A 21,893-nucleotide genomic window follows, 5' to 3' on the forward strand; every position below is an offset into this window, starting at 1 on the left:
CAACCCCCGTTCGCGCACGTCCTGCGGCAACAACCACACGACTCGTAAGACCCAGAGCTTTGCTAGAGAGGACCGAAACCATGGCCGATGCCCCCGCCGGCAAGGTGACCTTCGTCGGTGCCGGCCCCGGCGCCGCCGACCTGTTGACGTTCCGTGCCGCGCGCGCCATCGCCGAGGCCGACGTCGTGATCTGGGCCGCGAGCCTGGTGCAGGCGGAGGTCCTCGAACATGCGCACAAGGGCGCGGAGATCCTCGACTCGGCGACGATGTCGCTGGAGGACGTCGTCGCCGTCTACGAGCGGGCCCGGCGGGACGGGCTGCGGGTCGCCCGTATCCACTCCGGTGATCCCGCGCTGTGGGGCGGTACTCAGGAGCAGCTCGACCGGTGTGCGCGGATCGGTATCGAGACGGAGGTCGTGCCGGGTGTTTCCGCGTTCTCGGCCGTCGCCGCGCTGGCGCAGCGCGAGTTGACCATCCCGGAGGTCGCGCAGTCCGTCGTGCTGACCCGGCTCGGCGGCGGCAAGACGCCGATGCCGCCCGGGGAGGAGGTGCGGGAGTTCGCCAAGCACGGCACCACCATGGCGATCTTCCTGTCGGCGGCTCGTAGTGGGCAGCTCGTGCGGGAGCTGCTCGAAGGCGGCTATCCGACCTCCACTCCCGTCGTCGTCGCCTACCAGGCGACCTGGCCCGAGGAGTTGGTCGTGCGGTGCACGATCGGGACGCTGGAGGAGACGGTCAAGGAGCACAAGCTCTGGAAGCACACCCTCTTCCTGGTCGGCCCGGCGCTGGACGCCGAGGGCACCCGCTCGCACCTGTACCACCCGGGCCACTTCCACGGCTACCGCAAGGCCGACCCGGAGGCCCGTCGGGCGCTGCGCGAGCGGGGGGCGAGTACGTGAGTCGCCCGATCACGGTCGTCGGTACGGGGACGGGGGCGCCGGTCCCCGTGGACGCGGTGGCAGGGGCCGAGCTCGTCGTGGGCGGGCGGCGGCATCTGGAGGCTGTGGAGGAGCTGCCCGAGGGCGCCGAGCGGATCGTCCTCGGGCCGCTGGCGCCCGCCCTGGACGCCGTCGAGGAGTACGTCGCCAAGGACCGGCGCGTGGTCGTGCTGGCCTCGGGCGACCCCGGGTTCTTCGGGATCGTGCGGGCGCTGGCCGAGCGCTTCGGTGCGGATCGGCTCGATGTCCGGCCCGGTGTCTCCTCCGTCGCCACCGCCTTCGCACGACTGGGGCTGACCTGGGACGACGCGGTCGTCGTCAGCGCGCACGGGCGGGATCCGCGGACGGCCGTCAACATGTGCCGGGCGCAGCCGAAGGTGGCGGTGCTGACCGGGCCCGGCGCGGGCCCGGCGGAACTGGGCGCCGCGCTCGCCCGCACCGCACCCGGCCGGGTCCTCGTCGTCGCCTCCGCGCTGGGCTCGCAGGACGAGCGGCTGGAGCGGGTCTCCCCCGCCGAGGCCGCGCGCCGGGACTGGGGTACGGCGGTGAGTGTCGTCCTGTGCCTGGACGAGACGCGGGCGCCGGGTCCCGTACGGACACTCGCGGGGGCCGTACGCCCCGCCGAATGGGCGCTGGACGAGGGCGACTTCGCGCACCGCGACTCGATGATCACCAAGTTCGAGGTACGGGCGCTGGCCCTGGCCCGGCTCGGGCCGCGCCCCGGCGACCTGGTGTGGGACGTCGGCTCCGGCTCGGGTTCCGTGGCCGTGGAGTGCGCGCGGCTGGGCGCCGCCGTGAGCGCGGTCGAGAAGGCCGCGGACGGGGTGGAGCGGATCCGCGCCAACGCCCGTGCGCACGGCGTGGACGTGCACGTGGTGCACGGCGAGGCGCCCGCGGCGCTGTCCGGACTCGACGATCCCGACGCCGTGTTCGTCGGCGGCGGCGGGCGCGAGCTGCCCGGCATCGTCGACGTGTGCGCGCGGCGGGCCCGGCGGACGGTCGTGGTCGCCATGGCCGCGCTGGACCGGGTGCCCGCGGTGCGCACCGCGCTCGACGGCGCCGGGTTCGACTGCGCCGGCGTGCTGTTGCAGTCCTCGCGGCTCGCACCGCTGCCGGGGGACGTGACCCGGCTGGCGGCGACCAATCCGGTTTTCCTGCTGTGGGGGACCAGAACCCCCGTATCCCAAGAAGGAGTTGCTCAGTGATCGGCCTCATTTCCGCCACCGCGGCGGGGGCGGCGGCACGCGACCGGCTGGCCGCGGCGTGGCCGGACCGCACGCGCGTGTACGACGGTCCCGTCAAGGACGCCGTACGAGCCGCGTTCGCGGAGTGCGAGCAGCTCGTGTGCTTCCTGGCGACCGGTGCCGTCGTACGGCTCGTCGCGCCGCTGCTCGGCGACAAGGCGTCCGACCCCGGTGTGGTGTGCGTCGACGAGGGCGGGCGGTTCGCCGTGTCGCTGGTGGGCGGGCACGGGGGCGGTGCGAATGAACTCGCCGAGCGGGTGGGCGAGTTGCTGGGTGCCGAGCCCGTGGTGACCACCGCGACGGACGCCGTCGGCATCCCGGGGCTGGACACGCTCGGGTTCCCCGTGGAGGGCGACGTCGCGGGCGTGACGCGGGCTCTGCTGGACGGGGAGCCGGTCGTGCTGGACGCGGAGGTGGCGTGGCCGCTGCCGCCGCTGCCGTTCGCCGCGCAGGGCACGCGCACCGTCCGGCTGACGGACCGCGTGGTCGAACCCGGCGACGACGAGGTGCTGTTGCGTCCCCCGTCCCTCGTCATCGGCGTCGGCGCGTCCAAGGGCGCCCCGGCCGACGAAGTGCTCGGGCTGGTCGAGGGCGCGCTGCGGGACGCAGGGCTGTCCCCTCGCAGCGTCGCCGAGTTCGCCACCGTGGACGCCAAGCGCGACGAGCCCGGCATCGTCGAGGCTGCTGCCCGGCTCGGGGTGCCCGTAGTGACGTACTCCGCCGAGGAGCTGGCGGCAGTGGACGTCCCCAACCCCTCCGACGCCCCGCTCGCCGCCGTGGGCACCCCCTCCGTCGCCGAGGCCGCCGCGCTCGCCCGCGGCGGTGAACTCCTCGTCCCCAAGCGGAAGTCGGACCGGGCGGACGGGCACGCGTCGATGGCGACCTGCGCCGTCGTACGACGCCCCGGGCGCGGGCGGCTCGCGGTGGTCGGGCTCGGTCCCGGCGCCCGCGATCTGCTCACCCCGCGCGCCACGGCCGAACTGCGGCGCGCCTCCGTGCTCGTCGGCCTCGACCAGTACGTCGACCAGATCCGCGACCTGCTGCGGCCCGGCACCCGGATCCTGGAGTCGGGGCTCGGCGCCGAGGAGGAGCGGGCGCGGACCGCGGTGGCCGAGGCGCGGAAGGGACAGTCGATCGCGCTGATCGGCAGCGGGGACGCGGGCGTGTACGCCATGGCCTCCCCCGCGCTCGCCGAGGCCTCCGACGACATCGACGTGATCGGCGTACCGGGCGTCACCGCGGCGCTCGCGGCCGGGGCGATCCTGGGCGCTCCGCTCGGCCACGACCATGTGTCCATCAGCCTCTCCGACCTGCACACCCCGTGGGAGGTCATCGAGCGGCGGGTGCGCGCGGCGGCCGAGGCGGACATCGTGGTGACCTTCTACAACCCGCGTTCCCGGGGCCGGGACTGGCAGCTGCCGAAGGCGCTCGCGATCCTCGCCGGGCACCGGGAGCCGACGACGCCGGTCGGAGTCGTACGGAACGCGTCGCGGCCGGACGAGTCCAGCCGACTGACGACCCTGGCCGCGCTCGACCCGGCGACGGTCGACATGATGACGGTCGTGACCGTCGGCAACACGGCGACCCGCGACATCGCGGGCCGCATGGTGACGCCGCGCGGCTATCGCTGGCAGGAGGGCACCAGGTGAACCGTGTGGTCCACCCCATCGAAGTCGAGTCGTACCGGCGCCTGCGCGCCCGCCTGGACACCTCGCACTTCCCGCCGCTGACCCGGGCGGTGGTGGAACGGGTCGTCCACTCCGCCGCCGACCTCGACTACGCCACCGATCTCGTCATGGACGAGGGCGAGTTGGAGAAGGCGCATGCGGCGCTGCACGCCGGTGCGCCGGTGGTCGTGGACGTGGAGATGGTGGCGGCCGGGATCACGCGACGCGAGACCGTCTGCCGGCTCAGGAACGCCGTGGCCGGCCCCGGACTGACGCGTTCGGCACACGCCATACGACTCGCGTACGAGCAGGTCGGGCCCGGTGCCCTCTGGGTGATCGGCAACGCGCCGACTGCGCTGGAGGAGCTGCTCACCCTGGATGCCGCCCCGGCGCTCGTCATCGGCCTGCCCGTCGGCTTCGTCGGTGCGGTCGAGTCCAAGGCCGCGTTGCGCGAGAGCGGGCTGCCCGCGGTGAGCAACGTGTCCGAGAAGGGCGGTTCGGCGGTCGCCTCCGCCGCGCTCAACGCCCTGCTGTACCACCCCGTTTCACCACCCGATTCACTCACCGAGGAGACCTCGTGACCACCCCGCCGCCCGCCCTGCTCATCGCCGGTCATGGCACCCGGGACGATGCCGGAGCCGAGGCGTTCCGCGACTTCGTACGGGAGTTGGGCCGCCGCCACCCCGAACTGCCCGTCGCGGGCGGCTTCATCGAGCTCTCGCCGCCGCCGCTGGGCGAGGCGGTCACCGAGCTGGTGGAGCGGGGCGTACGCCGTTTCGCCGCCGTCCCGCTGATGCTGGTGTCCGCCGGGCACGCCAAGGGGGACATCCCGGCGGCCCTCGCCCGCGAGAAGGAGCGGCACGCCGGAATCTCGTACACCTACGGCCGCCCCCTGGGCCCGCACCCCTCCCTCCTCTCCGTCCTGGAGCGGCGCCTTGACGAGGCGCTCGGCTCCGCCGCCCGCACGCCCGAGGACCGGGCGGACGTGACCGTGCTGCTGGTCGGACGCGGCTCGACCGACCCGGACGCCAACGCCGAGGTGCACAAGGCGGCGCGGCTGCTGTGGGAGGGGCGCGGTTACGCGGGCGTGGAGACGGCGTTCGTGTCGCTGGCGGCGCCGGACGTACCGAGCGGCCTGGACCGGTGCGTGAAGCTGGGCGCCAAGCGGATCGTCGTCCTCCCCTACTTCCTCTTCACCGGCATCCTGCCGGACCGGGTGAAGCAGCAGACCGAGGGCTGGGCGGCCGCACACCCGGAGGTCGAGGTGCGGTCCGCGGACGTCATCGGTCCGGAGCCGGAGCTGCTCGACCTGGTGATGGAGCGGTACGAGGAGGCCGTCAAGGGCGACCTGCGGATGAACTGCGACTCGTGCGTGTACCGGATCGCGCTGCCCGGGTTCGAGGACAAGGTCGGTCTGCCGCAGCAGCCGCACTTCCACCCGGACGACGACGGCCACCATCACCACCACGGGCACCACCACCACGGCGGACACGCCCATGCACACTGACCGAAGCTCCCATGATCTGCGGCATCACGGTGACGCCGAGGTACGGGACGACGGGGCGAAGCTGATCGACCTCGCCGTCAACGTCCGCGCGGACACACCCCCGGCCTGGCTGCGGGACCGTATCGCCAAGTCGCTGACCGGCCTGGCCGCCTACCCGGACGGACGGGCCGCGCGGGCGGCGGTGGCGGCCCGGCACGGGCTCCCGGTGGAGCGGGTGCTGCTGACGGCCGGCGCCGCCGAGGCGTTCGTCCTGCTGGCCCGCGCCCTGAAGGTACGTCGACCGGTCGTCGTCCACCCGCAGTTCACCGAGCCGGAGGCGGCACTGCGGGACGCGGGCCACACGGTGGACCGGGTGCTGCTGCGCGAGGAGGACGGCTTCCGCCTCGACCCGGCGGCGGTCCCCGAGGACGCGGACCTGGTGGTGATCGGCAACCCGACCAACCCGACCTCCGTCCTCCACCCCGCCGCGTCCATCGCCCGACTCGCCCGCCCCGGGCGGACCTTGGTCGTCGACGAGGCGTTCATGGACGCGGTGCCGGGTGAACGGGAGGCACTGGCCGGCCGCACGGACGTACCGGGCCTGGTCGTCCTGCGCAGCCTGACCAAGACCTGGGGGCTGGCCGGACTCCGGATCGGCTACGCCCTCGCCGCCCCCGAGACGATCGCCGACCTGGGGCGCGCCCAGCCCCTGTGGCCGGTGTCCACACCCGCGCTGACCGCCACCGAGGCCTGCATGGGGCCGCAGGCCCTGGCGGAGGCGGCACACGCGGCGCACCGCATCGCCGCCGACCGGGCCCATCTCGTCGCCGGCCTCGGCGAGTTCGCCTCGGACGGACTGCGGGTGACGGAGCCCGCCGAGGGCCCCTTCGTCCTCGTACGAGTACCTCGGGCGACCGCAGTGCGCCGGCACCTTCGCGATCTGGGCTTCGCGGTACGCCGCGGGGACACGTTCCCGGGCCTGGGCGAGGAGTGGCTACGCCTGGCGGTACGGGACCGACCGACGGTCAACACCTTCCTACAGGCGCTGGACCAGGCACTGACCCTGACGTCAACACGTCACTGACCGTTGCCGAACCGCTGGCCAGGCGGTTCGGCAGCCCCCCTCAAGGGGCGCGGGGAACTGCGCGACCAGCCACAACGAACCCGCACACAAAAGACGGCCCATCCCCGCACCCCAGCGGAGCGCCTAGCTCCGGCCCCGCCGCGCCAGCGCCACCGCTCCCCCGCCCGCCACGACCAGGGCGATCGCCCCACCCGCGATGTACGGCGTCATGGAGCTGCCACCGGTCTCGGCGAGCCCGCTCTCCGCGCCCTGCGCCTTGGCGCCACCGGAGGCGGCGGAGGCACCGGAGCCGCCCGCGGGATCGCCGGGCGTCGCCGACGGCTGGCCGGCCGCCGCCGGCGCCTCGCAGGTCGCCTCCGCCAGGGTCAGGGTGCCCTCGACGTCGGCCACGTTCAGCTTCAACGGGTTGACGGAGACCTTGAGTTCGAGGGCGGTGGCGGCCGCCGTACGCGACGTGGTCTCCGTCTTCGACAGGTCGAGGCGCACCTCGCCGATGCCGGGCGCCTTGACCTCCGTGGTCCCGCCGGTCGTCAGGGTGACCTTCTTGCCCAGGACGGTCACCGAGCCGCCCAGGTTCGCGGCGGCGACGGGCTTCTTGCCGGCCTCGCAGACCGCCTTCGAGGTGACCTGGTCGAGCTCGATGAGGGACAGCAGCGGCAGGCCGGGGACGTGCACCTTGGCGTGGGCAAGGCTGGTGTAGCCCTCGGCCCTGCCGGAGGTGACGCTCGCACCGGACTTCGCCGCCTCGGCGTCCAGCACGCTGAAGGGCTTTCCGCCGTCCACGCCGTCCAGCTTGGCGGTCAGCGCCGTCTTCTCGGCGCTCTGCGGCGCCTCGACCTGGTTGAGCGAGACCGCGAGGGGGACGTTCACGGTCTTGTTGAGCAGGGACACGTCGAGCCCGGTGCGCAGGACGACGGCGCTCGCGCGGCCCTGGTCGCCGGTCGCGTGTGCGGAGCCCGCGCCAGCCAGCGCCGCGGGACCGGCGGCGAGGGCCGTGGCCGCCGCGACGGTGGCGAGACGGCGTGCGGGCATGCGGAAGTTCTTGCCGTTCAAGGTGGGGACCCCTCAGAGGATTCTTGCTCGGGACCCGTCAAGAATTGCGCACCAGGAGTGAACTGACGGCATTCCAATGCCACTTCACCCCATCGTGTGTTCCCCGTGAACGTTTTCGAATCACCGGGCACAGGCGGTCCACTCTTTCACCGCCGCATCGCCTCTAACCGACGACGTTCCCGTTGACCACTACCCGCCGAGGGGCCGCGAGTACACGTACATCGGCCCGTGGATCCTGCTCGTACACCACGAGGTCGGCCGGGGCCCCCTCCTCCAGCCCGGGCCGGCCGAGCCACTTCCGTGCGCCCCACGTCGTCGCCGACAGCGCCTCGACGGGCGGGAGGCCGGCGGTGACCAGCTCCGCCACCTCGCCCGCCACCAGGCCGTGGGCGAGGTGGCCGCCGGCGTCGGTGCCGACGTAGACCGGGATACCGGCGTCGTAGGCGTTCCGCACGGTGTCGTAGCGGCGTTCGTGGAGCCGGCGCATATGGGCCGACCACTGCGGGAACCTGGATTCCCCGCCGTCGGCGAGCTGCGGGAAGGTCGCGATGTTGACGAGGGTCGGGACGATCGCGACGCCGCGCGAGGCGAAGAGCGGGATCAGGTCGTCGGTCAGGCCGGTCGCGTGCTCGATGCAGTCGATGCCGGCCTCGACCAGGTCCTTCAGGGAGTTCTCTGCGAAGCAGTGCGCGGTGACGCGGGCGCCGAGGCGGTGGGCCTCCGCGATGGCCGCCTCCACCGCGTCCCGCGGCCAGCTGGGGGCCAGGTCGCCGAGGTCGCGGTCGATCCAGTCGCCGACCAGCTTCACCCAGCCGTCGCCGCGGCGGGCCTCCTGGGCGACGTACGCGACGAGGTCCGCCGGTTCGATCTCGTGGGCGTAGCCGCGCATGTAGCGGCGGGTGCGGGCGATGTGGCGGCCCGCGCGGATGATCTTCGGGAGGTCCTCTCGGTCGTCGACCCAGCGGGTGTCGGAGGGGGAGCCGGCGTCGCGGATGAGGAGGGTGCCCGCTTCGCGGTCGGTCATCGCTTGCTTTTCGGCGACGTCCTGCTCGACCGGGCCGTGCGGGCCGAGGCCCACGTGGCAGTGGGCGTCCACCAGGCCGGGGAGGGCCCAGCCTTCGACGGTACGGATGTCGCGTGCGCGGGCTGGGCGGGCGTAGGTGACGCGGCCGTCTACGACCCAGAGTTCGTCCCGTAGGTCGTCGGGGCCGACGAGGACCCGTCCCTTTACGTGCAGCACCGCCTGATCGCTCATGTACTGCACGATATGCGTTGCGTTCGGCGGGTTGTTTGTCGGCTGCGGGTTAGTGGGGGCTTGTCGCGCCCACGCGGCGGAGCCGCATATCGATACAGCCCCGCGCCCCTTAAGGGGCGGTGTCCTCGCCCTCTACTTCTGCCATCGCGGGGTCCAGGAGCCGTGACAAGAAATGGCGGGTGCGGTCATGGGACGGGTTGGTGATGACCTGGGACGGGGTGCCGTCCTCCACGATCACGCCGCCGTCCATGAAGACCACCCTGTCGGCGACCTCCCTCGCGAAGGTCATCTCGTGGGTCACGACCATCATGGTCATGCCCTCGTTGGCGAGCATGCGCATGACGGCGAGTACGTCCCCCACCAGTTCGGGGTCGAGCGCCGACGTCGGCTCGTCGAACAGCATCACCTCGGGGCCCATCGACAGCGAGCGCGCGATCGCCACGCGCTGCTGCTGGCCGCCGGAGAGGGAGGCGGGGTAGGCGTCCGCCTTCTCCGACAGGCCCACGCGCTCCAGGTTCTCGGCGGCCACCTTCGCGGCCTCCGCCTTGCCGCGCCCGAGCACCCGGCGCTGCGGCAGCGTGAGATTGGCGGTCACCGTGAGGTGCGGGAAGAGGTTGAACTGCTGGAAGACCATGCCGATACGGCGGCGTACGGCGTCGATGTCGACATCGGGGTCCGTCAGCTCGGTGCCGCCGACGAACACCTGGCCCTTGGTGGGCTCCTCCAGCAGGTTCACGCACCGCAGCAGCGTCGACTTGCCCGAACCCGACGGGCCGATGACGCACACGACCTCGCCCTGTCCGATCGCCAGGTCGATGCCGCGCAGCACCTTGTTGTCGCCGAAGGACTTGTGCAGGTCGCGTACTTCGATCTCCGGGCGCCCGGTCGGAAGCTTCTCGCTCATTTCACGGCCTCCTGGGCCTTCGCCTCCATACGGCGTACGACGAAACCGAGCGGGATCGTGACCAGCAGATAGCAGAGGCCGGCGACCAGGATCGGCGTGGAGTTGGCGGTCTGGCTCGCCAGATCACGGCCGTATTTGGACAGTTCGCGCTCCTCCAGGGTGACGCCGAGGAACAGGACGAGGGAGGAGTCCTTGAACAACAGGACCAGCTCGTTGGTCAGCGGCGGGAGGATGATTCTGAACGCCTGCGGGATGATGATCGAGATCATGGCGCGGGCCGGTGAGAAGCCCAGTGAACGGGCCGCCTCCAGCTGGCCCTTGGGCACCGCCTGGATGCCCGCGCGGATCGTCTCGGCCATGTAGGCGGCGGCCACCAGGCCGAGCGCGAGGGCCACCTTGCCGTACGTGCCGCCGACGATCTCCGTGCCGGGGAAGGCCAGCGGGACGGCGACCCCGATGAAGATGAAGATCAGCAGGGCGGGCAGACCGCGGAAGATCTCGATGTAGATGCCGGCCAGCCAGCGGTAGGGGCCCACGGACGACAGCCGCATCAGCGCGATCACCATGCCGAGCGCCAGCCCGACGACAAAGCCGGACAGGGTGTACAGCACGGTGTTCTTCAGCGCCAGCGTGATGACGTCCGGGAACATCTGCCTGGCGATGCTGCCCTGCGCGAACTGGTTCTTCAGCCGCCCCCAGTCGGCCGAGACCGCGAACGCGATCACGGCGGCGACGAAGACGACGTACTGCGCGCCGCGGGACAGGCTGCGCTTCTGACGCCGGGTCAGGCCCTTTTTGCGGGGCTGGAGTTGTACGTCTGTGTCGGCCATGGGTCAGGACGCGGCGGGGGACGGAGAGGCGGCGGAGGCGGCGTAGGGGCCGATCCACTTCTCGTACAGCTTCTTGTATGTGCCGTCGGCCTTCGCGTTCTTGATCGCCTTGTTGACGGCGGCGAGGAGCTTGGTGTTGCCCTTCTTCACCGTGAAGCCGTACTGCTCACCGGTGTTGAGGTTGTCGGCGACCTGGTAGGCGGCCGCGTTGGCCTTGTCCTTCAGCCAGCCCTGGACCACCGGGTAGTCGATGATCACGGCCTTGACCTGGCCGGTGCGCAGGCCGTTGAGGACGGCGTCGGAGGACTCGAAGGAGACCGGGTCGAAGCCCTGCTTCTTCGCGTAGTCCTCGCCGGTGGTCTGCGCCTGGGCGCCGAGCTTGACCTTCTTGGCCTTCGCGTCGGCGAGCGAGGTGATGCCGCTGTTCTTGTCGACCAGGAGGGCCTGGGTGGCGTCGAAGTACGGGTCCGAGAAGTCGACGTTCTTCTTGCGCTCGGCGGTGATGGTCATGCCGGCCGCGGCCACGTCGCACTCGCCGGAGTTGAGGAACGCACCGGTCTTGAAGTTCTCGAAGGGCGTGTCGAGGATCTGCTGCTTCACGCCGAGGTCCCCCGCGACGAGGTCGATCAACGACACGTCGAAGCCCTGCACCTTGCCGTTGATCTCCGACTGGAAGGGCGGATACGGGAGGTGGGTGCAGGTGGTGAGCTGTCCGGCCTTGACGAGGGTGACCCCGCCGGCGGCGGTCTTGCTGCCGCCGTTGCCGGTCGACGTACAGCCGGAGGCGGCGACGGCCACGAGCAGCAGCCCGGCGGTCGTGGCGGTGACGGCCATGGCACGGCGCGGGGCGCTGGAGCGGCGGCCGGGGACGGTGTGCACGGGAACCTCCTGTGGGGCGAAGTCGCCGGCCTGAGTGGGGATGGGGTGCCGGTTACTCTCGTCACCTGTACCCCATGACCGAGCAGAAGGCACCGTCGTGACCCACCCTTTCCTCGATCTGCCCCCGCTGAGCGCCGCGCACTTCGCCTCGATCGAGGACCGGGTGGCTCGGTTGCTCGGCACCGGGCAGGACGTCGTGATCATGCAGGGCGAGGCGCTGCTGCCGCTGGAGGGGGCGATCCGGGGGACCGCCGGGCCGGGCACCGTCGCGCTGAACGTCATCACGGGTCCGTACGGGCAGACCTTCGGGAACTGGCTGCGGGACTGCGGGGCGACGGTGATCGACCTGGCCGTGCCCTTCCACACGGCCGTCACCGCCGAGCAGATCCGGGCCGCGTTCGCCGAGCATCCCGAGATCGACTTCGTGTCGCTGGTGCATGCGGAGGCGGCGACCGGAAACACCAACCCCGTCGCGGAGATCGGGGAGGTCGTACGGGAGCAGGGGGCGCTGTTCTATCTGGACGCCGTCGCCTCCATCGGTGCCGAGCCGGTGCTGCCGGACGCGTGGGGTGTGGATCTGTGCGTCATCGGGGCGCAGAAGGCCATGGGCGGGCCGGCCGGGGTGTCGGCGGTCTCGGTGAGTGAGCGGGCGTGGGCGCGGATGGCGGCGAACGCGGGGGCGCCGCGGCGGTCGTATCTCTCGCTGCTGGACTGGAAGGAGCGGTGGATCGACGGCGGGCGCAAAGCGCTGCTGCATGCGCCGGCGCAGTTGGAGATGCTGGCGCTGGAGGCCTGTGTCGAGCAGATCGAGACGGTGGGTCTGGACACCGTCATGGCCCGGCATGCGGCGGCCGCGAGCGCGACCCGGGCCGGGGCGGTGGCTCTGGGCGGCGGGCTGGAGCCGTATGTGTACGAGGCCCGGGAGGCGGCGCCGGTCGCCACGACGCTTCGCGCGCCGGCGGGGGTTGTCGCGTCGGAGCTGGTGGCTCGGGCGCTGGCGTCGAACCCCGCGTTGCCGCTGGCCGCGGGCGGGGGTGCGCTGGCCAAGGAGATGATCCGGGTCAATCACTACGGGGTGGATGCGGTGCGCTCCGCTGTGGGGGCGAGTCTTGTGGCGTTGGGCTCGGCGATGGCCGAGAAGGGGTTGGGCGTGGATGTGGAGGGGGCGCTGCGGGCCGTGGAGGACGGCTGGGGGTAGTCGTCGGCTGGGGTTGCCGGGGGCTGCGCCCCCAGACCCCCGCTTCGGCCTGAAGGGCCTCGTCCTCAAACGCCGGACGGGCTGAAATGGCATGCTCACCCGCATGTCTACGCACACCCTCCCCGACGGTCGCCCCATCCCCCACCTCACCGGTGACGAGCGCCCCATGCTCGACAGCTGGCTCGACTTTCATCGGGCCACGCTGGAGTTGAAGTGCAAGGAACTGGACGACGCACAGGTGCGGTTGGCTGCGGCGGAGCCGTCGGCGCTCACGCTGCTCGGGCTGGTGCAGCACCTCGCCGAGGTCGAGCGGAACTGGTTTCAGCGGGTGGTCGGCGGGCTCGACGTGCCGCCCGTGTACGGGGAGGAGACCGGGTATGTGCTCGACCCCGCGCGGGGGCTCGGCGAGGCACTGGACGTGTGGCGCCGGGAGATCGCGCGCGGGCGGGAGCTGTGCGCCGGGCGGCCGCTGGACTACACCGGGCGGATCGTCGACGGACCCATGGCCGGGCTGGAGGTCAGCCTGCGCTGGGTGCTCATTCATATGATCGAGGAGTACGCCCGGCACAACGGGCACGCAGACATCTTGCGGGAACGGATCGACGGAGTAACCGGCTATTAATTCCAGGCGTAATTCTGGAATTCATTTCCGCGCAGCTTCCCGTATCCTTCTGCCCGCTTTTCCCCGACCTAAACGCAAAGATTTCGCGAACACCAACCGGGGGAATTCGGGCAGATCTCGTGCGGGTTACACGCCTGTGACGCGTTACACATCACGGTCAACTTGCCCTGTATTTTCCGGACAATACGGCCATTAATGCCCTCACTCCGTGCGGCCGCACGCGCCCGCGCGATAACACACGGCCCCGCCGTGCGTAACCCTCACCGACGATGCAATTTCGAATTTCCCTCGGTAAATTCAATCCGCATGACTGCCGCTCAAGCAGATCTGCACATCGACCGTCCGCAGGTCGCGGACGGAGCCGCGTTGTGGCGGATTGCCAAGGACTCGAAAGCCCTCGACCTGAACTCGTCGTACAGCTATCTGCTGTGGTGCCGCGACTTCGCCGCCACCTCGGCCGTGGCCCGCAACGAGCGCGGGGAGCCGGTCGGCTTCGTCACCGGGTACGTACGGCCGGACCGTCCACGCACCCTGCTGGTGTGGCAGGTGGCGGTGGACGAGGCGTACCGGGGCCGGGGGCTCGCGGCCGCGCTGCTCGACGGTGTTGTCGCGCAGACCGGTTCCGCGCACCGCATCACCGCCGTCGAGACCACCATCACCCCCGGCAACACCGGCTCCGAGCGCCTGTTCGCGTCGTTCGCCGAGCGGCACGGCGCCCTCGTGGAACGCGAGGTGCTGTTCGACGAGGGCCTGTTCCCCGACGGGCCGCACGACCCGGAAGTCCTGTACCGCATCGGTCCCCTCTCCCTCTGACCGCTGACGCCCCACGCACTCCCCCCCACGCAACGAGGAGCGATTCGTCGTGACCATCACCCAGCCCGACCTCAGCGTCTTCGAGACACTCGAGTCCGAGGTGCGCAGCTACTGCCGCGGCTGGCCCACCGTCTTCGACCGTGCGCACGGCAGCCGCATGTACGACGAGGACGGCCATGAGTACCTGGACTTCTTCGCCGGAGCGGGCTCGCTGAACTACGGCCACAACAACCCTGTCCTGAAACGGGCGTTGATCGACTACCTGGAGCGGGACGGCGTCACGCACGGGCTCGACATGTCGACCACCGCCAAGCGCGCCTTCCTGCAGACCTTCCAGGACCTGGTGCTGCGGCCGCGCGATCTGCCGTACAAGGTCATGTTCCCGGGTCCGACGGGCACCAATGCCGTGGAGTCGGCGCTCAAGCTCGCGCGGAAGGTGAAGGGGCGCGAGGCCATCGTGTCGTTCACCAACGCCTTCCACGGCATGTCGCTCGGCTCCCTCGCCGTGACCGGCAACGCCTTCAAGCGCGCCGGAGCCGGGATTCCGCTGGTGCACGGCACGCCCATGCCGTTCGACAACTACTTCGACGGCAAGGTCCCGGACTTCCTGTGGTTCGAGCGGCTCCTGGAGGACCAGGGCTCCGGGCTCAACAAGCCCGCGGCCGTGATCGTCGAGACCGTGCAGGGCGAGGGCGGCATCAATGTCGCCCGTCCGGAGTGGCTGCGGGCGCTCGCCGACCTGTGCGAGCGGCAGGACATGCTGCTCATCGTCGACGACATCCAGATGGGCTGCGGGCGTACGGGTGCCTTCTTCTCCTTCGAGGAGGCCGGCATCACGCCCGACATCGTCACCGTGTCGAAGTCCATCAGCGGCTATGGACTGCCCATGTCGCTCTGCCTGTTCAAGCCCGAGCTGGACATCTGGGAGCCGGGCGAGCACAACGGCACCTTCCGCGGCAACAACCCCGCCTTCGTCACGGCCACCGCCGCCCTGGAGGTGTACTGGGCGGACGGGTCCGCGATGGAGAAGCAGACCCAGGCGCGCGGCGAGCAGGTCGAGCAGACCTTCGCCGCCATCACCGAGGAGAACCCGGCCGACGTCAAGGAGTACCGCGGACGCGGACTCGTGTGGGGCCTGGAGTTCCACGACAAGAGCCGGGCCGACCGCATCGCGAAGCGCGCCTTCGAACTCGGGCTGCTCATCGAGACCTCGGGTCCCGAGAGCGAGGTCGTCAAGCTCCTCCCGGCGCTCACCGTCACCGCCGAGGAAATGGACGAGGGGCTCAGCATCCTCGCCCGCGCCGTACGCGAAACCGTCTAGAAAAGGAGTAGTGCAGCACCGTGATCGTCCGTTCGTTCAAGGACCTCGAAGGCACCGACCGGCATGTGAAGGCCGCGTCCGGCACATGGGAGAGCAAACGCATCGTCCTCGCCAAGGAGAGGGTCGGCTTCTCGCTCCACGAGACCGTCCTCTACGCGGGTACGGAGACGTCGATGTGGTACGCGAACCACATCGAGGCCGTCGTGTGCACCGAGGGCGAGGCCGAGCTCACCGACGACGAGACCGGGCAGAAGTACACGATCACACCCGGCACCATGTACCTCCTCGACGGGCACGAGCGGCACACGATGCGGATCAAGGAGGACTTCCGCTGCATCTGTGTCTTCAACCCGCCCGTGACCGGACGGGAGGACCACGACGAGAACGGCGTCTATCCCCTGCTGACGGAGGAGGGCTGACCATGACCGCGATCACCGATCCGTACCCCAGCCGCGGCGCCACCGAGGTGTCGACCCCGCGCCTGGACCCCGTCGTGTGGGGCTCCTTCGACACGCCGGGCCCGGTCTCGGCCGGCGACCTCCGGTCGTTCGAGCGGGACGGCTTCCTGGCCGTCGACCAGCTCATCGCCCCGGACGAAGTGGCCGTCTACCACCGGGAGTTGGAGCGCCTCGTCACCGACCCGGCGATCCGGGCCGACGAGCGCTCGATCATCGAGCCGAAGTCCAAGGAGATCCGCTCCGTCTTCGAAGTGCACAGGATCAGCGAGGTGTTCGCGAACCTGGTGCGCGACGAGCGGGTCGTCGGACGGGCGCGGCAGATCCTCGGCTCGGACGTCTACGTCCACCAGTCGCGGATCAACGTCAAGCCGGGCTTCGGGGCCAGTGGCTTCTACTGGCACTCGGACTTCGAGACCTGGCACGCCGAGGACGGCCTGCCCAACATGCGCACGGTGTCCGTCTCGATCGCGCTGACCGAGAACTACGACACCAACGGCGGCCTCATGATCATGCCGGGGTCGCACCGCACGTTCCTCGGGTGCGCGGGAGCCACACCCAAGGACAACTACAAGCAGTCGCTGCAGATGCAGGACGCGGGCACGCCGTCGGACGAGGCGCTGACCGCCATGGCCGGCGAGTACGGCATCAAACTGTTCACGGGCAGGGCCGGCTCGGCGACCTGGTTCGACTGCAACTGCATGCACGGCTCGGGCGACAACATCACGCCGTTCCCGCGCAGCAACGTCTTCATCGTGTTCAACAGCGTGGAGAACGAGGCCGTGGAGCCGTTCGCGGCCCCGATCCGGCGGCCTGAGTTCATCGGGGCACGGGACTTCACGCCCGTGCGGTGAGCGCAATCCGGCGGGGTCCGGGGGTTGTCCCCCGGTGTATGCAGCATCGGGGCACGGGACTTCACGCCCGTACGGTGACTCATCCTGGAGCGGGCGGCGTCACAGGCTGCGTGGCTTCACAGCCACGACAGTGACGCCGCCCTCTCCAGTACGTTCCTGATCGCGCCCTCGTCTCCCACCGCGCGGCGCGGCACCTCGTCCGGGGTCCGGCGGCCGCCCATCAGGAGGCAGAAGTCGACCGGATCCAGGGCGAGTTCGGCACGGATCGGCTCGTCCTCCGAACCCAGCACCCACTGCTGTTCGCCGTCGACGGCGAACAGCACCGGCTGCGCGGCGGGGCCGAGGGCCAGGCCGAGGATGCGGACCGCCAGCCGCACCAGCTGCCCCAGGTGCCCGGCGGGCGGCGCCGGGACGGCCAGGCCGAGGGCGCGGCCGATGTCGTCGGTGTGGATCCAGGCCTCGAAGGCGCGCACCACGAAGTGGTCGGCGACGGGCAGCCGTACCCCCATCAACATCGTTGCGCAGGCGGCCAGTTCGGGCTCGCGGGCCTCGGGCGTGGCGAGCAGGGCGGCCGCCTGCGCGGCCCAGTCGGCGACCGTCTCCTCGGGCGTACGGCCGTGCTCGTGCGCGATGACTTCGGCGCTGCGGCGGTTCCAGGCGTCCTGCCAGCGTGCGCCCTCGGCCACCGGGGAGGCCGGTACGCGTGCGGCGATGCCGAGCCGCCCGGCAAGGGGCTCGTCGGCGGCGAGCAGATGGGCGACGGTCGCGTGCACGTCCCAGTCGTGCACGACCGGTGTGCCCCAGCGGCCCTCCGCCTCGGGCAGCAGCGCCTTGAGTCCGGCGACGGCGGCGGCGTAGGGCGCGGCGTGCGCGGCGACCCGGGGCGTGGCGGGGCGGGCCCGCAGGGCGGTGGACAGGACGTCACTCCAGGGCCGCACGCCTGTGCGGCTCGACGGCGGCCCGTCCAGCAGTCGTACCGTCTCCCGCAGCTTCTCCGCCTCCGCCGCGCAGCTGTGGCACTCGGCCAGATGGCGTGGCACGATCTCCTGTTCGGCGGGGGGCAGCGCGCCGAAGGCCCAGGCGGCCAGGAGGTCGCGTACTCCGTCATGCTCGCTGGTCATGCCCGCCTCCTTCCCTGTGGCCATCATGCGCCCCTTTCCAGCGCGGGATCGGGAGGGTCGGCCAAAGACTCTGCCAAGGTACGCAGAGCCGTGCGAAGCCGGGTCTTCGCGGTGCCCTCGGGGATGCCCAGTTCGACGGCGGCCTGCCGGTAGGTGCGGCCCGCGAAGTAGGCCAGGTGCACCACCTCCCGCTGGGGCTGCGGGAGTTCGGCGAGGGCGGTGTGCAGGAGCAGGGAGCGTTCGCGGTCGACGACCGTCTCGTCGGGGCCGGGCGAGGCGTCCGGGATGGCGTGCAGCGCGGAGTCGTCGGCGCGGGCGTCCTTGCGGTGCCGGGCCTCGCTGCGCACCCAGTCCACGGCCCGCCGGTGGGCGAGCATGGACAGCCAGGTGCGCAGGCTGCCCCGGTCCGCGTCGTAGGCGTACGGCCTGCTCCACAGCTGCGCGAAGACCTCCTGCGCCACGTCCTCGGCGGCGGCCGGGGAGCGGGTGACCCGCACCGCGACCCGCCGCACCAGAGGGCCGTACGCCCCGTACACCTCGGCCAGCGCGGACTCGTCCCCGTACACCAGCCGCCGGTGCAGCTCCGTGTCGGCGGGCGGCTGCAGTGGGGTACTGCCCGTGGACTCCACGTGCCCTTCCTAGCGTCCGCGCAGGGCGTGCGCCAGTGGTTCAGGCAGACAGGACGTCCAGCAGCCGGTCGACATCGGCCGCGGTGTTGTACAGGTGGAAGGCGGCACGCAGGTTGCCCGCGCGGTCGGAGACCTCCACTCCGGCGCTGCTCAGCTCGGACTGGCGGCGGCCGAGTCCGGGCACGGAGACGATCGGTGAGCCGGGGGACGGGACGGGCTCGTGGCCGAGGGAGGCCAGGCCCGCGCGGAAGCGGTCGGCGAGGGCGAGGTCGTGGGCGCGTACGGCGTCCGTGCCGAGTTCCTCCAGGAGTTCGAGGGAGCGGCGGGCGCCGGCGTAGGAGAAGAGGGCGGGGCTCTCGTCGAACCGCCGGGCGGAGTGGGCGAGTTCGTCGATGGGGCCGTAACACGCGTCCCAGGGGTGTTCTCCCGCGACCCAGCCGGCGAACAGCGGGGTGAGCCCGCCGAGATCCTCCGGGACGACCAGGAAGGCCACGCCCCGCGGGCAGACGAGCCACTTGAAGGCGACGGAGGCGGAGTAGTCGTAGGCGTCCGCGTCGAAGTCCAGCCATCCGGCGGCCTGGGACGCGTCGATGTACGTACGTGCCCCGTGCTCGCGCGCCGCCTGCCGGATCGCGGGCAGGTCGGCCACGCGCCCGTCGGCGGACTGCGCGGCGCTGACCGCGACCAGGGCGGTGCCGGGCCGCACCGACTCGGCGATCCGCTCCAGCGGCACCACGCGCACCTTGAGGTCGGAACGGACATGGAAGGGGTTCACGACGGAGCTGAAGTCGCCCTCGGCGGTGAGGACTTCGGCGCCCTCGGGGAGAGAGGCCGCGATCAGGCCGCTGTAGACGGCGACCGAGGCCCCGGCCGCCACCCGGCGCTCGGGCACGCCCACGAGCCGCGCGAAACAGGCGCGGCTCGCCTCGACGTCCCCGAACATGTCGGTCGGATCACCGGCTGCGGCCGCCTCCACGGCGATGCGCATGGCGGCCACGGTGCGCGCCGGTACCAGCCCGGTGCTCGCGGTGTTCAGATAGGTGTTCTTCGGGGCGAACTCGGCACAGACGAGGCTCTCGAAGGTCTCCATGGATCCACTGTGAGCCCCGGAGAACCCATAGTCCATTGCCGATTTCTACGTGGTTCCACTAAGGAACGCTTATACGTCCGCCCTGAGCTGGACGTCTTCTCGGCTTCTCAGTGCTGCGGCACCGCACACCCGTCGGGACCGCAGGCGTCCGCGTCACCCTGGTCGATCAGCTGGAGCGGCGAGCGCTCGCCCCACGCCTGGGTCAGCGCCTGGGTGAAGACCTCCGCGGGCTGGGCGCCGGAGACGCCGAACTTGCGGTCGAGGACGAAGAACGGCACACCGTTCGCGCCGAGCTGCGCCGCCTCGCGCTCGTCGGCGCGGACCTCGTCGGCATACGCGGCCGGGTCGGCGAGCACCTTGCGGGCACCCTCGGCCTCCAGACCGGCGGCGACGGCCAGCTCCACCAGCCGCTCCTCGCCCTCGCTGAACACGGACCGCTCCTCGGCGAAGTTCGCCTTGTAGAGGATCTGGATCAGCTCGTCCTGCCTGCCCTGCTCCTTGGCGAAGTGCAGCAGACGGTGCATGTCGAAGGTGTTGCCGTGGTCGCGGTCCCGGGTGCGGTACTCCAGGCCCTCGGCGGCGGCCTGCGCGCCCAGGTTCTCCTCACCGGCCTGCGCCTGCGCCTCGCTCATGCCGTACTTCTTGGTGAGCATCCTGATCACCGGCTGGATGTCGCCCTTGGCACGGCCCGGGTCCAGCTCGAAGGAGCGGTGCACGACCTCGACCTGGTCGCGGTGCGGGAAGGCGTCGAGCGCCTTCTCGAAGCGGGCCTTGCCCACGTAGCACCAGGGGCACGCGATGTCCGACCAGATCTCGACCTTCATGTTCTCTCCAGCTCGTACGGGTACGGAGGCACCCTCCGCCGGATGCATGAACGTTCAAGCAGCGAGGATCATTCCCCGCTCGTTTCCCTGGGCACGGAGTAGCGCAGGAAGAGGTGGTGGTCGTCCTCGGCGGGCGGGTTGTCGGGGTCCGGGATCCAGCCCTGGCGGGCGTAGAAGGCCTGGGCGCGCTCGTTGTCGGCGTGCACGTCGAGGACGGCCGTGCGCCTGCCGTCGGCCCGCCACTGCTCGACGCAGGCCGTGTGCAGGGCCGTACCGATGCCCGAGCGCCAGGCGTCGGGGTCGACGTGGAACTGGTAGAGCTTGACCGTTTCTGCCGAGGTGTCCGGCGGGGTGCGGAAGGAGGCGATGGCGACGATGCGGCCGTCCTCGACGAGGCACAGCACCTGCCCGTCCGGCCGCTCGATGGCACCCCGCCAGGCGGCGAGCCAGTCGGTGCCGTCCTCAGGAACCCCGTCCGGGTAGTACGTCGCCCGGGCCCGCGCGTGCAGCGCGGTGACGGCCTCGGCCTCGGCGGGCAGCACGGTACGGATCACCCGGCCGCCCACGACTCGGTTACTGATCATGCAACGGAGGACGAGCCGATGACCTCCTCGGTTCCCAGGCGGGTGAACTGCACCCGGTAGGCGCTCGGCGTCAGCCCGGTGCGCCTGACCACATGGGCCCGAAGGGAGTCCGCCGTGCCCAGACCGCAGGCGCGGGCCACCTGGTCCATGGGCAGGGTGGTGGTCTCCAGGAGTTCCCTGGCGCGCTCGATGCGCTGGTGCAGCAGCCACTGCAGGGGGCTGACCCCGCTCTCGGCATGGAAGCGGCGGGTGAGCGTCCGTACGGAGACTCCCGCATGGCGGGCCAGATCGGTCAGGGTGAGCGGCTTGTCGAGGTTGCGCATGGCCCAGCCGCGGGTGTCGGCGCAGACGGTGCCCCGCTCGGGCGGCAGCGGGGTGTGGGTGAACTGGGTCTGCCCGCCCGGCCGTACGGGGGCGACGAGGGCGAGCCGGGCGACCTCGTTGGCGACGGCGGCGCCGTAGTCGGTGCGGATGATGTGCAGACAGAGGTCGATGCCGGCGGCGTAGCCGGAGGCCGTCACGTACGGGCCGTCCTGGACGTACAGCACATCTCCCTGAAGGTCGACCTGCGGGTACCGCCGGCGCAGTTCCTCGGCGTGCGCCCAGTACGTCGTGGCTTTGCGGCCCTGAAGCAGGCCTGCCTCGGCGAGCTGGAAGGCGCCGGTGCAGAGGGAGGCGATGCGCCTGCCGTCGGCGGCGGCTGCCTTGACGGCGGCCACGATCCGGGGGTCCGGCAGGTAGGGCGCTCCGGTACCGGCGACGACCACGGTGTCCGCATCCTTCAGCGCGTCGAGGCCGTGGCGGACGTACAGGTCGAGGCCGCCGGAGGTGGGCACCGGTCCCGGCTCGGCCGCGCAGATGACGACCTCGTAGCCCGGCCGCCCGTCCACCTCGACCTTGGCGAACAGCAGCTCCGGAATGGCGAGGTTGAACATCGAGACGGGCGACGGCGCGATGACGGCGATGCGGTGCGGTGTCCGTTTCCTCGGCATGGCCAGAACCTCCGGGAGTATGGCATTCAGGCCACTACTGTACGACGCCG

Annotated in this window: 23 protein-coding genes; 12 read left to right on the forward strand and 11 right to left on the reverse strand. The window is 71.3% G+C overall.

What is annotated here, in order from left to right; all coding sequences use genetic code 11:
* Positions 1 to 80: 80 nt before the first annotated feature.
* Genes cobM through cobC form a run of 6 tightly spaced genes read left to right on the forward strand, consistent with a single transcriptional unit; the run spans position 81 to position 6,419 of the window.
* On the forward strand, positions 81 to 899 hold the full coding sequence (gene cobM, locus P2Q00_RS07845) for a precorrin-4 C(11)-methyltransferase (RefSeq protein ID WP_275770886.1): 819 nt from the start codon (positions 81 to 83) through the stop codon (positions 897 to 899).
* Positions 896 to 2,143, forward strand: a complete 1,248-nt coding sequence (gene cbiE, locus P2Q00_RS07850; protein WP_275770888.1) for a precorrin-6y C5,15-methyltransferase (decarboxylating) subunit CbiE — start codon at positions 896 to 898, stop codon at positions 2,141 to 2,143. Before cobM ends, cbiE begins: the two co-directional genes overlap by 4 nt.
* A complete protein-coding gene (gene cobJ, locus P2Q00_RS07855) occupies positions 2,140 to 3,831 on the forward strand; it encodes a precorrin-3B C(17)-methyltransferase (RefSeq protein WP_275770889.1) in 1,692 nt (563 codons plus the stop codon). The genes cbiE and cobJ overlap by 4 nt, the downstream gene beginning before the upstream one ends.
* On the forward strand, positions 3,828 to 4,430 hold the full coding sequence (locus tag P2Q00_RS07860; RefSeq protein WP_275770891.1) for a precorrin-8X methylmutase: 603 nt from the start codon (positions 3,828 to 3,830) through the stop codon (positions 4,428 to 4,430). The genes cobJ and P2Q00_RS07860 overlap by 4 nt, the downstream gene beginning before the upstream one ends.
* Complete coding sequence (locus P2Q00_RS07865; RefSeq protein WP_275770892.1) at positions 4,427 to 5,356, forward strand: sirohydrochlorin chelatase; 930 nt, start codon at positions 4,427 to 4,429, stop codon at positions 5,354 to 5,356. The genes P2Q00_RS07860 and P2Q00_RS07865 overlap by 4 nt, the downstream gene beginning before the upstream one ends.
* The gene (gene cobC / locus P2Q00_RS07870; protein ID WP_275770893.1) at positions 5,346 to 6,419 is read left to right on the forward strand and encodes an Rv2231c family histidinol phosphate aminotransferase CobC; all 1,074 of its coding nucleotides are present in this window, start codon (positions 5,346 to 5,348) and stop codon (positions 6,417 to 6,419) included. The genes P2Q00_RS07865 and cobC overlap by 11 nt, the downstream gene beginning before the upstream one ends.
* A 123-nt stretch (positions 6,420 to 6,542) precedes the next feature.
* Here the strand turns inward: cobC and P2Q00_RS07875 are convergent, their stop codons facing one another.
* From P2Q00_RS07875 to P2Q00_RS07895, 5 genes are all read right to left on the reverse strand, one after another.
* Entirely contained in the window at positions 6,543 to 7,472 is a 930-nt protein-coding gene (locus P2Q00_RS07875) for an SCO1860 family LAETG-anchored protein (RefSeq protein WP_275770894.1), read from the reverse strand.
* 163 nt (positions 7,473 to 7,635) lie between these two features.
* Positions 7,636 to 8,727, reverse strand: a complete 1,092-nt coding sequence (locus P2Q00_RS07880) for an amidohydrolase family protein (protein WP_275770897.1) — start codon at positions 8,725 to 8,727, stop codon at positions 7,636 to 7,638.
* A 109-nt stretch (positions 8,728 to 8,836) separates the two neighbouring features.
* Positions 8,837 to 9,631 carry an amino acid ABC transporter ATP-binding protein gene (locus tag P2Q00_RS07885; protein WP_275770898.1) on the reverse strand — a complete coding sequence of 265 codons (795 nt, stop codon included), beginning with the start codon at positions 9,629 to 9,631 and terminating at the stop codon, positions 8,837 to 8,839.
* The gene (locus tag P2Q00_RS07890) at positions 9,628 to 10,461 is read right to left on the reverse strand and encodes an amino acid ABC transporter permease (protein WP_275770899.1); all 834 of its coding nucleotides are present in this window, start codon (positions 10,459 to 10,461) and stop codon (positions 9,628 to 9,630) included. The genes P2Q00_RS07885 and P2Q00_RS07890 overlap by 4 nt, the downstream gene beginning before the upstream one ends.
* A gap of 3 nt (positions 10,462 to 10,464) precedes the next feature.
* Positions 10,465 to 11,340: an ABC transporter substrate-binding protein gene (locus P2Q00_RS07895; RefSeq protein ID WP_275770900.1), complete on the reverse strand. Its 876-nt coding sequence runs from the start codon at positions 11,338 to 11,340 to the stop codon at positions 10,465 to 10,467.
* Between the two features lie 97 nt (positions 11,341 to 11,437).
* Here P2Q00_RS07895 and P2Q00_RS07900 point away from each other — a divergent pair, with 97 nt between their 5' ends.
* From P2Q00_RS07900 to thpD, 6 genes are all read left to right on the forward strand, one after another.
* A complete protein-coding gene (locus P2Q00_RS07900; RefSeq protein WP_275770901.1) occupies positions 11,438 to 12,538 on the forward strand; it encodes a pyridoxal-phosphate-dependent aminotransferase family protein in 1,101 nt (366 codons plus the stop codon).
* Positions 12,539 to 12,641: 103 nt separating this feature from the next.
* The gene (locus tag P2Q00_RS07905) at positions 12,642 to 13,160 is read left to right on the forward strand and encodes a DinB family protein (RefSeq protein ID WP_275770903.1); all 519 of its coding nucleotides are present in this window, start codon (positions 12,642 to 12,644) and stop codon (positions 13,158 to 13,160) included.
* A gap of 306 nt (positions 13,161 to 13,466) precedes the next feature.
* On the forward strand, positions 13,467 to 13,973 hold the full coding sequence (ectA, locus tag P2Q00_RS07910; RefSeq protein WP_275770905.1) for a diaminobutyrate acetyltransferase: 507 nt from the start codon (positions 13,467 to 13,469) through the stop codon (positions 13,971 to 13,973).
* A gap of 49 nt (positions 13,974 to 14,022) precedes the next feature.
* Positions 14,023 to 15,294 (forward strand): diaminobutyrate--2-oxoglutarate transaminase, encoded by a 1,272-nt coding sequence (gene ectB / locus P2Q00_RS07915; protein ID WP_275770906.1) that lies wholly within the window; start codon positions 14,023 to 14,025, stop codon positions 15,292 to 15,294.
* A gap of 20 nt (positions 15,295 to 15,314) precedes the next feature.
* On the forward strand, positions 15,315 to 15,713 hold the full coding sequence (locus P2Q00_RS07920) for an ectoine synthase (protein WP_275770907.1): 399 nt from the start codon (positions 15,315 to 15,317) through the stop codon (positions 15,711 to 15,713).
* Between the two features lie 2 nt (positions 15,714 to 15,715).
* A complete protein-coding gene (thpD, locus tag P2Q00_RS07925) occupies positions 15,716 to 16,603 on the forward strand; it encodes an ectoine hydroxylase (RefSeq protein ID WP_275770908.1) in 888 nt (295 codons plus the stop codon).
* A 116-nt stretch (positions 16,604 to 16,719) separates the two neighbouring features.
* Here the strand turns inward: thpD and P2Q00_RS07930 are convergent, their stop codons facing one another.
* The 6 genes from P2Q00_RS07930 to P2Q00_RS07955 form a co-directional block, all read right to left on the reverse strand.
* Positions 16,720 to 17,724 (reverse strand): maleylpyruvate isomerase family mycothiol-dependent enzyme, encoded by a 1,005-nt coding sequence (locus tag P2Q00_RS07930; RefSeq protein ID WP_275770909.1) that lies wholly within the window; start codon positions 17,722 to 17,724, stop codon positions 16,720 to 16,722.
* Positions 17,725 to 17,747: 23 nt separating this feature from the next.
* A complete protein-coding gene (locus P2Q00_RS07935; protein ID WP_275770910.1) occupies positions 17,748 to 18,353 on the reverse strand; it encodes an RNA polymerase sigma factor in 606 nt (201 codons plus the stop codon).
* 40 nt (positions 18,354 to 18,393) lie between these two features.
* The gene (locus P2Q00_RS07940; protein WP_425579533.1) at positions 18,394 to 19,443 is read right to left on the reverse strand and encodes an aminotransferase class V-fold PLP-dependent enzyme; all 1,050 of its coding nucleotides are present in this window, start codon (positions 19,441 to 19,443) and stop codon (positions 18,394 to 18,396) included.
* A 107-nt stretch (positions 19,444 to 19,550) separates the two neighbouring features.
* Positions 19,551 to 20,267, reverse strand: coding sequence for a DsbA family oxidoreductase (locus tag P2Q00_RS07945; protein ID WP_275770912.1), 717 nt, complete (start codon positions 20,265 to 20,267; stop codon positions 19,551 to 19,553).
* 68 nt (positions 20,268 to 20,335) lie between these two features.
* Complete coding sequence (locus P2Q00_RS07950) at positions 20,336 to 20,851, reverse strand: GNAT family N-acetyltransferase (RefSeq protein ID WP_275770913.1); 516 nt, start codon at positions 20,849 to 20,851, stop codon at positions 20,336 to 20,338.
* Positions 20,848 to 21,843, reverse strand: coding sequence for a GlxA family transcriptional regulator (locus P2Q00_RS07955; protein WP_275770914.1), 996 nt, complete (start codon positions 21,841 to 21,843; stop codon positions 20,848 to 20,850). Before P2Q00_RS07955 ends, P2Q00_RS07950 begins: the two co-directional genes overlap by 4 nt.
* Positions 21,844 to 21,893: the final 50 nt, after the last annotated feature.

Origin of the sequence: Streptomyces coacervatus, assembly GCF_029223485.1 — a bacterium.
GTDB classification, from domain to species: Bacteria; Actinomycetota; Actinomycetes; order Streptomycetales; family Streptomycetaceae; genus Streptomyces; species Streptomyces coacervatus.